The sequence below is a fragment of the Brevibacillus panacihumi genome, assembly GCF_003710985.1.
GTDB classification, from domain to species: domain Bacteria; phylum Bacillota; class Bacilli; order Brevibacillales; family Brevibacillaceae; genus Brevibacillus; species Brevibacillus panacihumi.
Genome location: NZ_RHHT01000023.1, coordinates 22,295 through 35,390, shown reverse-complemented (window position 1 = coordinate 35,390; position 13,096 = coordinate 22,295). Strand labels below are relative to the sequence as shown.

Annotated in this window: 14 protein-coding genes, 1 pseudogene and 1 riboswitch; of the genes and pseudogenes, 2 read left to right on the top strand and 13 right to left on the bottom strand. The window is 44.4% G+C overall.

The features are described 5' to 3' along the window. Window positions 1-18: 18 nt before the first annotated feature. From EDM58_RS10790 to EDM58_RS10775, 4 genes are all read right to left on the bottom strand, one after another. Window positions 19-1,263 carry an MFS transporter gene (locus EDM58_RS10790; protein WP_122913339.1) on the bottom strand — a complete coding sequence of 415 codons (1,245 nt, stop codon included), beginning with the start codon at window positions 1,261-1,263 and terminating at the stop codon, window positions 19-21. A 79-nt stretch (window positions 1,264-1,342) separates the two neighbouring features. Continuing rightward, entirely contained in the window at window positions 1,343-2,008 is a 666-nt protein-coding gene (locus tag EDM58_RS10785; protein ID WP_342769007.1) for a tetratricopeptide repeat protein, read from the bottom strand. A 123-nt stretch (window positions 2,009-2,131) separates the two neighbouring features. Further along, the gene (locus EDM58_RS10780) at window positions 2,132-2,839 is read right to left on the bottom strand and encodes a DUF421 domain-containing protein (RefSeq protein ID WP_122913337.1); all 708 of its coding nucleotides are present in this window, start codon (window positions 2,837-2,839) and stop codon (window positions 2,132-2,134) included. An 81-nt stretch (window positions 2,840-2,920) separates the two neighbouring features. Continuing rightward, window positions 2,921-3,808 (bottom strand): LysR family transcriptional regulator, encoded by an 888-nt coding sequence (locus tag EDM58_RS10775; protein ID WP_122913336.1) that lies wholly within the window; start codon window positions 3,806-3,808, stop codon window positions 2,921-2,923. Window positions 3,809-3,935: 127 nt separating this feature from the next. Here EDM58_RS10775 and EDM58_RS10770 point away from each other — a divergent pair, with 127 nt between their 5' ends. Beyond that, a complete protein-coding gene (locus tag EDM58_RS10770) occupies window positions 3,936-5,126 on the top strand; it encodes a coenzyme F420-0:L-glutamate ligase (protein ID WP_122913335.1) in 1,191 nt (396 codons plus the stop codon). 76 nt (window positions 5,127-5,202) lie between these two features. Here EDM58_RS10770 and EDM58_RS10765 read toward each other — a convergent pair whose 3' ends face one another. The 4 genes from EDM58_RS10765 to EDM58_RS10750 form a co-directional block, all read right to left on the bottom strand. Then, window positions 5,203-5,955, bottom strand: a complete 753-nt coding sequence (locus EDM58_RS10765; protein WP_122913401.1) for a MerR family transcriptional regulator — start codon at window positions 5,953-5,955, stop codon at window positions 5,203-5,205. 112 nt (window positions 5,956-6,067) lie between these two features. Next, window positions 6,068-6,490, bottom strand: coding sequence for a VOC family protein (locus tag EDM58_RS10760; protein ID WP_122913334.1), 423 nt, complete (start codon window positions 6,488-6,490; stop codon window positions 6,068-6,070). Window positions 6,491-6,526: 36 nt separating this feature from the next. After that, a complete protein-coding gene (locus EDM58_RS10755; RefSeq protein ID WP_122913333.1) occupies window positions 6,527-7,261 on the bottom strand; it encodes an SDR family NAD(P)-dependent oxidoreductase in 735 nt (244 codons plus the stop codon). An 89-nt stretch (window positions 7,262-7,350) separates the two neighbouring features. After that, window positions 7,351-8,214: a LysR family transcriptional regulator gene (locus EDM58_RS10750; protein ID WP_122913332.1), complete on the bottom strand. Its 864-nt coding sequence runs from the start codon at window positions 8,212-8,214 to the stop codon at window positions 7,351-7,353. Between the two features lie 164 nt (window positions 8,215-8,378). Between EDM58_RS10750 and EDM58_RS10745 the strand changes: the two genes are divergently transcribed. Next, window positions 8,379-9,356 (top strand): DMT family transporter, encoded by a 978-nt coding sequence (locus EDM58_RS10745; protein WP_122913331.1) that lies wholly within the window; start codon window positions 8,379-8,381, stop codon window positions 9,354-9,356. 267 nt (window positions 9,357-9,623) lie between these two features. Here the strand turns inward: EDM58_RS10745 and EDM58_RS10735 are convergent, their stop codons facing one another. The 5 genes and pseudogenes from EDM58_RS10735 to EDM58_RS10715 all read right to left on the bottom strand — a co-directional run bounded on the left by EDM58_RS10735 (window position 9,624) and on the right by EDM58_RS10715 (window position 13,030). Next, the gene (locus EDM58_RS10735; protein ID WP_122913330.1) at window positions 9,624-10,829 is read right to left on the bottom strand and encodes an MFS transporter; all 1,206 of its coding nucleotides are present in this window, start codon (window positions 10,827-10,829) and stop codon (window positions 9,624-9,626) included. Window positions 10,830-10,887: 58 nt separating this feature from the next. Continuing rightward, a riboswitch (purine riboswitch) is annotated at window positions 10,888-10,988 on the bottom strand. A 109-nt stretch (window positions 10,989-11,097) separates the two neighbouring features. Next, on the bottom strand, window positions 11,098-12,042 hold the full coding sequence (locus tag EDM58_RS10730) for an aminoglycoside phosphotransferase family protein (protein WP_122913329.1): 945 nt from the start codon (window positions 12,040-12,042) through the stop codon (window positions 11,098-11,100). Then, complete coding sequence (gene arsC, locus EDM58_RS10725) at window positions 12,018-12,449, bottom strand: arsenate reductase (thioredoxin) (RefSeq protein ID WP_122913328.1); 432 nt, start codon at window positions 12,447-12,449, stop codon at window positions 12,018-12,020. Before arsC ends, EDM58_RS10730 begins: the two co-directional genes overlap by 25 nt. Before the next feature lie 28 nt (window positions 12,450-12,477). Then, a pseudogene (locus tag EDM58_RS26165) lies at window positions 12,478-12,546 on the bottom strand (hypothetical protein); the annotation flags it as partial. 46 nt (window positions 12,547-12,592) lie between these two features. After that, window positions 12,593-13,030 (bottom strand): ArsI/CadI family heavy metal resistance metalloenzyme, encoded by a 438-nt coding sequence (locus tag EDM58_RS10715; protein ID WP_122913327.1) that lies wholly within the window; start codon window positions 13,028-13,030, stop codon window positions 12,593-12,595. Between the last annotated feature and the right edge of the window lie 66 nt (window positions 13,031-13,096).

Sequence of the window (13,096 nt, the reverse complement as noted above, 5' to 3'; positions counted from 1 at the left end):
TACTATTACGCTCATACGCTACGATTCTCTCAATACCGGTTTTCCCGCTTCGATCAGTACTTTATTTCGGCCCAAGAGGATGGCCAGTATGATGATGAAAACTCCAGTTCCTACGAGCAGCCATTCGATTTTGATGATATCTGCGATTGGGCCGAATATAAGCATTCCCATTGGCATCATGGAGGTTGAAATCATCCCCATTACTCCAAAAACTCTCCCTAAAAAATCTCCTTCTATTTTTTCCTGCAAGATGACTGTAGTCGGTGTATTAAAAATAGGCATGGCAACTCCGAATAAAGCCATGAAGACCAAATAGATCCAAAAGACCGGAACGATACCGAGCGCAATGGTACAGGCCCCCATGATCAGACTTGCGAAAGTCATCGTTTTCACTTTGTTTTGAAAGCCTCCCCAGGCCGCAATCAGTCCCCCACCTGCCATCATGCCAATTGAAAAGGCAATTTCGATAGCAGTTAGTCTCCACAAGTCATCACCAAAGCTTCTTGTAACCTGAAGTGGCGTCAAAAATGCGGCAGGTGCCATCAATACAAAGAAGACTGCAAAGAACAGGAAGAACTTCTTCAGAAAACCATGGTTATAGACATATTGTAAACCTTCTTTAAAGTCGCTTACATAACTCGTTGTTTGTTTCTCCGCTGCCTTCTCATGTACAGGAATTTTTAAAAAGGCAAGCAGCGTGACAATCGCCATTGCTGCAGTAATGACATCAATGAAAAAGATGATTTCAATCGAGGTCAACGCCAATAGAGCTGCACTGGCCATTGGAGATACGAACATGATAACAGCTTGAATGCTCCCATTGGCTCCGTTCACCTTCGTCAGCTTATCCTTTGGAACAATTTGCGGCAAAATCGCACCGACAGCAGGCGTCTGTATCCCTGTCCCAAAGGCACGAATCGCTGCCATTACAAAAAGCAGCCAAATCGCATCAAATCCCATGAAGAAGAGAATGGCAAGAATCAACGTAGCTATTGCTATGAGGCCGTCAGCTAAAACAATCAGCATTTTTCGGTTGTAACGATCCGCCCAAACCCCGGCAACCGGAGATAAAAGAAAAGTCGGAATGAAACCGCAAATGATATACAAGGTCATCATCACGCCAGATTCCGTCGTCAGCGTTATGTGCCACATGATGGCATATTGAACCAGGGACGATCCAAAAAGAGATATCGTCTGGCTGCTTAAAAAAAGAATAATATTCTTTAACCAATTCCCCTTCCGATCATCATTCCCTATGTTCATTGGCTAACAGCTCATTTCTCTTTTAAGTATGCTGAACAACCCGTATGCCATAACCAGCTTGCGGTTTCCCCTCGTCTTTTTATTTGAAAGATTTCAACCACGCCAGCAAGGCCCAGCGTCTTTCTGTACGGCGTTTATAAGAAGGCAAGCCGCGATATACTTCTACCGCTTCCCGGTAAGACGCCTTGGCTTTCTCCTTTTGCTGCAGCGCAAGGTACAGCCCTCCCAGCTTGTAGTACACCTCGCATGAAGACATGTTCATCCGCGCAAGCTCTTCCAGACAGGCAAGCGCCTTTTCCTGTTGGTTCTGTTTGGCATAAGCCTCCCCCATGACGAGGTAGGGTTCCCCATATTTGACCCGCGGATTGGCTTTCAGCGCCTGGTCGATCAATTGCAAGCCCTCATCCATCTGGCCCACTTTTAACAGGCATATTCCCTTGTCGCACAAATATTCCGGTGCATCCTGCATCACGGTTGAGATTTCCTCCAGATATGGGAGAGCCTCCTTATACTGGTGTTTCTCCATATGCAAACGCGCGATCTCCAGCTTGCTATTCGTGTCATGCGGGTTCAGTCGAAGCTGGTTCTTCAGATTGCTTAGTCGTCTCCATCTGCGATAAGGTTTGGTGACATCAGGAAGCAATCGGACAAATCGAAGATCCAATACGTATAACACCAGCAGAATAATGAGCATGGCGACAAAAGGATTTCCCGTCAGCCACCACAAGATTGAGAATATGAACACTTTCCCCAATGGTTTTCCCTCGATTCTTTTCTTTCTACATATACCTCCTTACTATAAAAGCCTTTTCTGGAAATTGTCAAATTCTGCTATCCAAAAGCCACTTCTCGTCATTCTCTAGATGGATCATTCCTTGTCCACGGGTGCGTGAATTCCATCATGGTAAAAATCCAAATACAGTTTCCCGTTAGAGGACTTCACGGCATAAAACACATCCTCTATTTTTTTCCCCTTTTTTCTGATATGAGATAGTAACCATTCTTCTGAAATACCGTTGTCACTTACATTTTTGTCCATGATTTTGCCATCCATGATCAGTTCAACCGGAAAGGTGGATTTTGAAGAACGGAGCTTAAGATCTTTTCTGGTCACATTCAAGTACTCCTCTTTCTTTTTTACAGAAAGCCGTCCGTTGGTCTCCAAAACGGCATAGTCAACTTCTGTGATGTCAAAAATATCCTTTTGTCTCAGTGATTGATTGAGTGAATCCAGCGTAAACTTAAGCTTCCTCATGTTGTCATCTAATATTTTTCCATGTTCAATAACGACTGTAGGACTCCCGGAAATCCATTTTCGAGCCATGGTGCTCTTTAACGATAACCAGGACAATCCAACAGAAGTTAACGTTAAAATAACCAGACATAGAATCAGGTACTTGGCAGGGACCTTTTCATTGAAGGCTAAATTTGCAGCAATGGCCCCCATTGATATGGCTGTCGCAAAATCATGAAAAGTCATATTGGAAACGGTTTGTTTCCCATGCCATTTTGCAATCAAGAGAAGTATTAATAAAGCTGAGACTGTCCTTATAATAATTTCTATATACTGGTGCATGAAACATCCTCCCTTTTCAGAGAGTATTTCCATTAAGTGGTGGATAAAACGCAAAACCCCCGAAGTGGGGAAGTAATTTCACTACACCAGCTTATTTTCTAGAATCTCCACAAACTTTTTCGAGGCTGGCGATAAAGATACGCTTTTCAAAAAACATACGCCAATGCTTCTCTTTGGTATTTCCTCTAGTAATTGAACTTCATATAATAATCCTGTATCCAAATACTCTTGGGAGAACTCTTTCGTCACACAGGCTACTCCCAGATTTATTTTTGCAAACTCCAACAATAATTCGTGTGATCCCAATTCAAAATCCGGCGAAATTTTGATCCCCTTGGACCATATATAATCTTCGACATACTTCCTGGAATTCGATTTCGATTCAAGGAAAATTAATGGCAGCTTGGCCACCTGTTCCAGGCTGACAGGTCCAGATAAGATGTTCTTAAATCTTTCCCCGTATACAAAAATATCTTGAATATCAATGCACGGCCTAAGCTCGAAGCCAGGATCCTCAAGCGGAAAATTACAGATTCCTATATCGACACCGCCTGATTTTATAAGAGCGCATATCTCAAGTGTTGTACCATTCACAATCCTGAACTTGATATTGGGATAGCGATTATGAAATTCCTCGAGGTAAGGAAGCAAAAAATAACGGGATATCGTATCGCCAACCCCTATTTTCAACTCACCTGTCGTCAAGTTTTTCAGTTCCAGCAGCTTTTCTTCCCCGACACGAATAAAATTCACTGCCGAATTCGCATATTCAAATAACAGCTTGCCTTCGTCTGTTAAAAAAACCCCTTTTGAGGTTCTTGTGAACAAACGAGTATCCAACTCCCGCTCCAACTGCATGATGGCTTGGCTAACGGCTGGCTGCGTCATGTATAGATCATGGGCTGCTTTGGAGAAGCTTTTTCTATTCGCTACCGTGCAGAACACTTTATATAAATCTAATCGGCTCAAGACATAAGCACCCCTTATATCAATTATTCGATATATTAATTTCACTTATACCATTAGTTCAGTGTATAGTACAAATAGAAAGGCAATTCATGCACTTTACCATAATAGTCCTAAGGAGCGATTTATATTGGAAAGAGTGGTTGGAACAGTAGTCAGAGGCCTTCGTTGCCCAATCATAAATCAAGGGGACAGCATTGAGAAAATCGTTGTCGATAGTGTGTTAAAAGCTTCCGAAGTTGAAGGTTTCACCATACAAGACAGAGATATCGTTACGGTAACAGAATCAATCGTTGCTCGCGCTCAAGGGAACTACGCTACGATTGATCACATCGCGAAAGACGTCAGCTCCAAATTTGGCGAAGAGACCATTGGGGTCATTTTTCCGATCTTAAGTCGCAATCGTTTTGCCATTTGTCTGCGCGGTATTGCAAAAGGGGCTAAAAAAATCGTCCTCATGCTCAGCTACCCATCTGATGAAGTAGGAAATCACTTGGTGGATCTCGACAGTCTTGATGAAAAAGGAGTCAATCCTTGGACAGATGTTTTGACAGAGCAACAATTCCGTGAGCTATTTGGCTATCAGAAACATACCTTTACCGGCATTGATTATATCGATTACTATAAATCTTTGATTGAAGAATACGGTGTGGAATGCGAAGTCATTTTCTCGAACAATCCAAAAACCATTTTGAAGTACACCAAACATGTGCTGACTTGCGATATTCATACGAGATTCCGAACAAAGAGGATATTGAAGGAAAATGGCGGAGATAAAATATATAGCCTGGATAACATCTTGACAGCGCCAATTGACGGCAGCGGCTGCAATGAAACATACGGGCTGTTGGGATCCAATAAATCCACAGAAAATAGCGTGAAACTATTCCCGCGCAATTGCCAGCCAATCGTAGATAACATCCAGCACATGCTCAAAGAAAAAACAGGCAAGCATGTTGAAGTGATGATTTACGGGGATGGAGCATTCAAAGATCCTGTCGGCAAAATTTGGGAGCTCGCTGATCCGGTTGTATCCCCCGCTTATACAGCAGGACTTGATGGAACACCGAATGAAGTGAAGCTAAAATACCTCGCGGATAATAATTTCGCTGATTTGAAAGGCGAAGAGCTTAAGCAAGCTATCTCTCAATATATAAGCAATAAAGATTCCAACCTAGTTGGCGCCATGGAAGCACAAGGCACTACACCTAGAAAATTAACGGACCTGATCGGCTCTCTGTCTGATTTGACCTCAGGAAGTGGAGACAAAGGCACACCGATTGTCTTTATTCAGGGTTATTTTGACAACTATACAAACTAAAGATAAACAGCTGCAGCCTTGGACAGGATCAAAAAAGTCCTCGGCTTCCGCTGTTTTTTTGAACTGTTTATAACCGTTACTGATGCTTCGCTGCAAAATCCTCCGCTGCTACGCAAAGATAATACGATAGCCCGGTCTGCTGTGCTTCGAGCATATTTCTGTGAAACTCATCCTGTAAAAAGAATCTCGCTTGGGCGGCAAAGTCTTTTGCTGTTGTGATGTGTCCTTGGTTGTTAAGTGACGCGATGTGCTGTGTGATGAGATGTTCTACTTTTGGATCATCGAACTTGATGCCTTCCTGTAGTGCGTGAGCCATTCCTTCCATAAAATGTTTGGCTTCCCGAGCTGATTCATTCATGGCATCAACATCGATAGAGCGTTCCTCAATCAAGTCATACCCATACTTTTCCTTCAAATACTCATTCTGCTGCGACAAAGCCTCCTTCCACTCTTGCTCGCTTTGGAATCCGATAAACATTTTGTCTTTGTCCATCCTTACTCCTTTCTCGGTACACCGGATCGACTCGTCAATGGTCTGTATCAAACGCTCCATCCTGCTGATATTCGATTGCAGGAGTTGCTTTTGACTAGACAGAATCGACAGTCGTTCTGGTTCCCCATCCAAAAGTTTTTTAATTTGTTTGAGGGGAAAGTCCAGCTCTCGGTAGAACAAGATTTGTTGCAGACGCTCCAGCTCTTTTTCTCCGTACAGACGATATCCTGCATCACTAACGCTATGCGGCAGCAAAAGACCAATCCTGTGATAATGATGCAATGTTTTTACCGTCACCTTGGCTAAGTCGGATAGCTCCTTCACCGTATAAAGCATTTCCTTCACCTCGTTTCCGATTCTAAAGTCTCCTGTAAGGTCAGAGTCAAGCAACATAAAAAGGCGGGTCTTCGTTGAGATCCCCCCGCCTTTTCCAACCTCCAACAGCCTGTTATTCCTGTAAGGCCCATTGCGGATTCCATACCACTTCCCACAAGTGGCCATCTGGGTCTTGAAAGTAACCAGCGTATCCACCCCAAAAAGTGTCATGGGGCGGCACAGTAATCACGGCACCAGCATTTTTTGCCTGCTCCATGACCTGATCAACCTCTTCTTTTGTTTCCACATTGTGACCTATGCTACATTCAGTAGGGCTAGATGCAGTTAGTGGAAGCTGCGCGTCATGCGCAAGATCTTTGCGATTCCAGATAGCCAGTTTCAAGCCTGCTTGCAGCTCGAAAAAGGCCACCGCCCCGTGCTCAAATTCTTGACCGATGATCCCTTCGGTCGGCAATCCCAATCCATCCCGATAAAACAGCAGCGACCTTTCCAAATCGTCCACACCCAGTGTAAGTACGGTAATGCGTGGCTTCACAGAAAATGCCTCCTGTCCCAAAGTCTGCTTTTGCTGCTATCTTAAGTAACCACCGTTATTGATATCAAAGGTCGCGCCGGTGTAATGCTTCGATTTGTCCGACAGCAAAAAGACCACCGTATCAGCAACATCTTCAGGCAGTACAGGCGTATCGATGAGCTGATGACTGAGATACTCTTTTTTTCTCCATTCCGGTATTGTATCCATCATGGGTGTATGCACTATCGTGGGAGCAACGGCATTTACCCGAATGTAAGGCGAAAAATTCATGGCACAGCTTTTTGTTAAGCCCAGTATGGCCGCTTTGGACAATCCATAAATGGCATCTGAACTTCCTTCCAGAGCTGACACAGAGGACATGTTCACGATTACGCCCTTGCGTCGGCTATGGAACAATTTCTTGCCGAACATTTGGGAGAAGTAGATATATCCCTTGATGTTGATATCGAGGACTTTATCGATTTCATTTTCTTGATAGTCCAGTATATGCTTCGCCAAATAAATCCCTGCATTATTAACCAAACCGTCTACTTCGGAATGCTTTGCTTCTACATAGGAGAAAAACGCAGCGACTTCTTCATACTTGCTTACATCTACTTGGTAGGTGTCTATAACATTGCTGTCATCCATTGATTCTTTTAAATCGCGCAAGGCTTGTTCGTTACGATCGCATGCAATGACTGAAGCTCCTTCATGCAAGCATTGGTTCACAATTGCTTTTCCGATGCCAGAAGCTGCGCCTGTGACAATTACTTTTCTATTGCTAAGCATGTGAAAACTCCCCTCGCAAGTTCTCCCCCAATAATTAACAAAATTATAGCATGCGCCTCCCTGTTTGCAGTCCCTTTTGCGAGTGTATGCTAAAAAATACTTTTCTTGTGCTGGCTGATCTCGTCGAGAAAGGACTGCATCGTGCTCGTGATAACCGTATCCTTTCTTCGTATGAAGACCGTGGACACAGTCTGATAAGGTTCTGGTACCCGATGAAGATGAATCGTCCCGCTTTCAGCCAGATGGCTCACCGATGATTTCGGCATAATGGTGATCCCGATTCCTGCAGCAACTCCTCCGATGATCGTGTCAAACGTTCCGAACTCCATCACCTTCCTCGGAATCAATCCCGCAAGCTTCATCCAGCCCTCCAGCCGCTCGCGATACCCGCAACCTTTGTGATACAGGAGCAGCGCTTTATCTGTCATGTCATCAACGGCGAAATCGCTGCTTTTGGTCACTAGCACAAGCTCTTCTTGGAAAACCTTCACCTGCTCAATCAGCGGATGGTTGATTGGGCCTGTGACGAACGCTCCGTCAAGTCCCACATCCAGCACCTCCTGAAGCAAATGCTCGGTTACTCCTGCCTTAAGCGATAAATCCACTTGCGGATACTGACTGCAATAAGAGGATAGGAGGTCGGGAAGCGCATGGATCGTCTCGACCATCCCAATCGCGAGGACCCCGGAAGGCGCGGAGGTTTGATTGAAATAGCGATGCATGTCTTCCACTTTCATCAGTATATCCCGCGAGAATTCCAGGAGCCTCCTCCCTTCTGCATTCAACGTCATCCCTCGCTTGTTTCGATAAAACAAGGGCGTCCCCAGCTCCTTTTCCAGCAGCTTGATTCTTGCCGTCACGTTGGATTGCACGTAGCTCAGCTCGGACGCCGCCTTGCTCACGCTGCCTAGCGTAGCCACCTTTTGAAAAATCCTCAAATCGTTCAGCTCCACCTTTTTCCTCTCCCCATGCTTTCTCCTCAATGGTGTTCTTTCGATGCAACTATCACTAAAAATGATACAATAGCTTATTTTCAATCATTATACTATCTTCTTTCCATCCCTTATGATCGTAGAGGAATCAAGAACAGCTTCAGACTGAAAGGGAGAGCTTCACCATGAAAAACAAACCAATTATCACAGGATCAATCTTATGCATGATCGCCAGCGTGTCGTGGGGAGCGATGTTTCCCGTCGCCCACATCGCCCTGCAGCAGATTGATCCATTCTATTTCTCGTTTCTTCGCTATTTCTTCGTTACCGTTATTTTGTGTGGCCTGCTTTGGACCAAGGAGGGCTTTTCTGCCTTTCGCTTGGAGGGGCGCGGGAAGGCTTTAGTGTTCTTTGGAACCATGGCATTTACCGTCTACAACATGGGGGTCTTCCTGGGGCAGCATCTCATGGGCGAGGCAGGCACCATCGCCGCATCCATCATGGAAGTGCTTATGCCAATGATCTCCATCCTCCTGTTATCTGTCACCACCAAAAAGCTGCCGCCCTCCTATACTTGGACCAGCATCGCCATTGCCTTGGTTGGGGCATTGCTTGTAATTACGAGAGGGAATCTGGCTTTCTTCGCTACGGCAAGCGAGCAGCTTTTCCCGTTGCTGCTGATTTTTGCCGGTGTGGTGGGTTGGGTTGTCTACTCCCTCGGCGGAGGACGTTTTAGCGATTGGTCTATACTGCGTTATTCGACATTGACATGCTTATTGGGAACTGCCGTTTCCTTCGTCATTGTTACGATCGGATCTCTTTTTCAATGGATTCCCGTCCCTAGCTGGGAGAGCGTGATGTCTATCAAGTACGAAATGGCCTTCATGGTGCTTTTTCCTGGGCTGGCCGCCCTTTTAAGCTGGAACGCTGGTATCAAAGCGCTGACTCCGTTAAACGGCATTTTATTTATCAACCTGGTCCCGATTACTACTTTGGTTCTGATGTCTTTTCAGGGCTACGAGATCAGCATGTTTGAATGTTACGGCACCATGCTCGTCATTTTTGCATTGATCCGAGACAATCATTTTCAGAGAAAACAGCTTGTCCAACGCGTGGCTGCACGAGAAAAAGGCAAGAGGCCCATCACTTCCATTCCGTATTGACCTTCTCGTCGCGTGAAGCTTAACACCCTGCCTGGCGGTCTACATGTTTTATTCGCGTTCACTGAACATCCCGACATCGCGCTCGCCCCGGACTGGGGGAAAAATGAGTACCTCTATCAAAGCAATGAATTACAAAGCTATTATGCAGATTGGGAGACACTATTCACGGAAGAATGCATATTCGATTGCCATTCAAGCGGCGTTCCCCATCGTCATGCTTCAAGAATACTGATTGCCAAGAAGTGGTCTTAGAAATAATTCCACGCTTCAACTCCCCGTCCTTCTGGCGGGGGCTCCTTCAGACGAGGCCGCAATCGCATTTGCTCTTACGATGGCCGGTCTTGTTAAGGAAAAGATGGCACATAACAAGGAGATCATGACAATGACACTCCCAAACCAGGCTGTACTGGAAACTGTGCCGGTCTGGTTTAACACGATCCCGCCAATGGCCGACCCAAGCGAAATACCGATCTGCAAGGCGGAATTATTAAAGCTTTGCTGAATATCGGACGTAGCTGGGTCGGTTTGAATCAAATAACTTTGTTGCGGTGGTGCCAGACCCCAGCTCAATGCGCCCCACACCATCATCATCGGCATGAATAGGAAAAGGGAAAACGTCGTGAATGGCAATAAGCCTAGTACAACAGCAAATGCACTAATCACAATGATGATGCTTTTACGAGCCCCAATCGAATCCGAAAGTGCTCCACCCAATGCTCCACCGCATACAGCTGCAATGCCAAATACAAAATAGCAGATACTGATCCACTGGGAATTCAGATGAAGATTCGTTTCTAAAAACGGCGTGAAGTAGGCATAAAGCGTATAGTGTCCCGCTAGCATAAACATAGTAGCAAGATGGGCGCTACCCAGTTTTGCACTGCCTACTGCTTTTACTTGTTGTGAAAGCGGAATCGTTGTTTCCCCGGGAATGCGCTCCAAAAAAAGTGAAATCAGCACCATTGACCCGATTGATAACACAGCGATTCCCAGGAATATGACGCGCCAACCAAATGCATTGGAAATCAGGATTCCAAGCGGCACCCCTAGCACAAGCGACGAACTGATTCCCATATAAATAAGCCCTAAAGCCTTTGCTCGGTGAGCAGGAACAACGATTTTCGCAGCAATCGTCAAGGACAGTACGACGATCAGGGCCGTACTCGTTGCGGTCAGCACCCTTGCGATCATCATAAAGGTAAAGTTCGGACTGAAATATGTCATGATATTGCCGAGAAAAAAAACGAAAAGGGAAGCAAGATATACTTTCTTGCGTTCCAATTTGCTAGTTACTACGAGCAAAACTGGACCGGCAATAGCGTAGACAAGAGCAAACACTGAAATCAACTGTCCGGCAGCACTTAGGGATATGTGTAAATCGTCAGCTATCGTCGGCAATATCCCACCTACGACTAACTCTACCAATCCAACTGCTACAGTCGATAAGGCCAGTATGAAAACTTTCAAATTCATAATCTGTTTTTCATCCTTTCGTGTTGATTGAAAATAAAAAAAATCCTAATTACAAAAAATGAATACAATCATTTTCTGTAATCAGGATTTTTAAGGTTCCTGGTAGAGACCCTCAAGCCATATTCTTGAGGTTATACAGGTACGTATTCTGTTTAATAGTGCTGATCTTACTACACTTGATTTTATCTTTCAAGCGTAAATTCCTGGTCCACTATCATACGACTCTGATTCCGGCCAATCTGCACACCAGACGCCTGATTCGTCTACATTATTTCCCCAGGGTTTTCAATTCTTCTTGTAAATGGTTCAATGTACTAACCCTTTCTTCCTCATTTTGTTCATCCCATAACAGCTGTTCGAGAAACTCCCATATATCTTCCAACTTTCTTTTCCCTTGATAAAATTGCAAAGCATCAGGATTGATGGAAAAGTTATGGTGCGTTTTCTGATAGATATTTAAAAACTCTTGAAAAAATGGTTTATCAATAAGGAACATCAAATCCGCTTCCACCGGAGCTACTTTTAATCCTTCCCAGTCAATGACGATTAATTGTTGTTCGGATTGCATCAAGTTCCAACCATGCAAATCTGTATGACATAAAGCCATTCTCACATTGCTATTTCTCAACCGCTGACCAAGTGTTTCAATGGTATGCATCAAATCCTCCATTTGTTGAATATGAGGACTGACCAAATTCCATACATCGTTGGGAAAATTGCACCTCCTCTGATTCCATATATCTCTTAGTGACTGTAAAAACGGAACGTCAAAATCCTCTTTAATGCCATCCGTCTCGACTGGAATGTCTTCACTATATAAATGGAGTTCTGCTATGATTTCCGAAAGCTGGCGAACTTGATCCTCCGTTACATCCTGATCTCCAATGGTGTATCCTTCAATATAATCATAAATCATATAAATGCCATGCTCATCTTCGCACTTGTATTCTCCGCCTCTTGTTACTAGAGGAACAGGAATCTTCCCTTTTAATTTGCTATTGTGCACGAGCCATACCATGATTGGAACGTATTTATCTATTAGGGCAGTCAACTTTGCAGTAGATGCTCTCTTTTTTTCATATACTTTTAGGAAGTAGCTCTTCTGATTACTCGACACTTTATAAGCGAGTGATGCCCACCCTCCCTGCTGTGATGACATACTTGTAATATCTACATGATAATAATCTTTCAATAGTTTTTTTGTATTGTCCATTGGCCCTCTCCTGCTTCCTTAAATGCTTTCATACGCGCCTCAATCTCATCACGAACCCGTTGAAACTCAGACCATTCTTTGCCCGCCGGATCGTCAAATCCCCAATGGACACGCTTTACATGAGGAGGGGTGGCTGGGCATACAGAATCTGCATGGCTGCATAATGTCACGACCAGATCCGCTTTGTTTAAGAGAACAGGGTCAATGACATCAGATGTTTGATCAGAAATATCGATTCCCACTTCCTGCATCGCACGCACGGCATTGGGATTGACACCATGCGCTTCAATTCCGGCGGAAAACACATTCCACTCGTCACCTAAGTATTTTTTCCCCCACGCTTCTGCCATTTGGCTCCGGCAAGAATTGCCTGTGCATAAAAAGTATATGGTTTTCTTTTTTTCCATGATAGGATCACCTTTTCCGCCTTCACTTAATGACCATGGCGATACAGCTTGCTAAGCCAATCATAATCAGCCCAATCAAATATTCCGGTTTACGGGGGAAACGGTCTAAAAAAGACAGCTGTTTCATGAAGCACCCCCTTGTCTTAACAGCAAGAACTGCTTGCTACTGAATTGGAAGGTACGCAGCAAGTTGTGGATTCCATTTTATGCGTGTCACTGTCCGACTTGGTGTAGAAAAACTCCCATTCATTACCGTCTGGATCTGTCACCCAAAATTTATCCTGTACGGCATAACAGCATGTTGTATCCATTTCCTCACGTGCAAAAAACCCTTCTTTCTCCAGCCTCTCTTTATGAGCAAGGATCTCCTCAGGACTTGCAACCTGGAATCCGAAGTGGCTGACTTGATTCCCGTGCACTTCGTCTCGAACATTTAATGTAAAGTTAAGCCCAGGGCTCTCCAGCAAGAACTTCGCATAATCTGTCTTTACCTTCACAGGTTCTACCCCAAATACCTTCTGATAAAAATCAACTGATTTCTCCAGGCTCGTAACGTTAATCCCAACGTGAACATACTTCATTTCATGTTCCTCCCTTATCATAAAGCATTATTAATCAAAAAAATTTGATGTAAGGTTTAAAAAAAA

Excerpts from the sequence above, each read along its gene's own strand:
- EDM58_RS10715 (WP_122913327.1), bottom strand. The coding sequence starts at position 13,030 with ATGAAGTATGTTCACGTTGGGATTAACGTTACGAGCCTGGAGAAATCA.
- EDM58_RS10765 (WP_122913401.1), bottom strand. The coding sequence starts at position 5,955 with ATGCTTTATACGGTGAAGGAGCTATCCGACTTAGCCAAGGTGACGGTA.
- EDM58_RS10755 (WP_122913333.1), bottom strand. The coding sequence starts at position 7,261 with ATGCTTAGCAATAGAAAAGTAATTGTCACAGGCGCAGCTTCTGGCATC.
- arsC (WP_122913328.1), bottom strand. The coding sequence starts at position 12,449 with ATGGAAAAAAAGAAAACCATATACTTTTTATGCACAGGCAATTCTTGC.
- EDM58_RS10780 (WP_122913337.1), bottom strand. The coding sequence starts at position 2,839 with ATGCACCAGTATATAGAAATTATTATAAGGACAGTCTCAGCTTTATTA.
- EDM58_RS10745 (WP_122913331.1), top strand. The coding sequence starts at position 8,379 with ATGAAAAACAAACCAATTATCACAGGATCAATCTTATGCATGATCGCC.
- EDM58_RS10790 (WP_122913339.1), bottom strand. The coding sequence starts at position 1,263 with ATGAACATAGGGAATGATGATCGGAAGGGGAATTGGTTAAAGAATATT.
- EDM58_RS10730 (WP_122913329.1), bottom strand. The coding sequence starts at position 12,042 with ATGGACAATACAAAAAAACTATTGAAAGATTATTATCATGTAGATATT.
- EDM58_RS10735 (WP_122913330.1), bottom strand. The coding sequence starts at position 10,829 with ATGAATTTGAAAGTTTTCATACTGGCCTTATCGACTGTAGCAGTTGGA.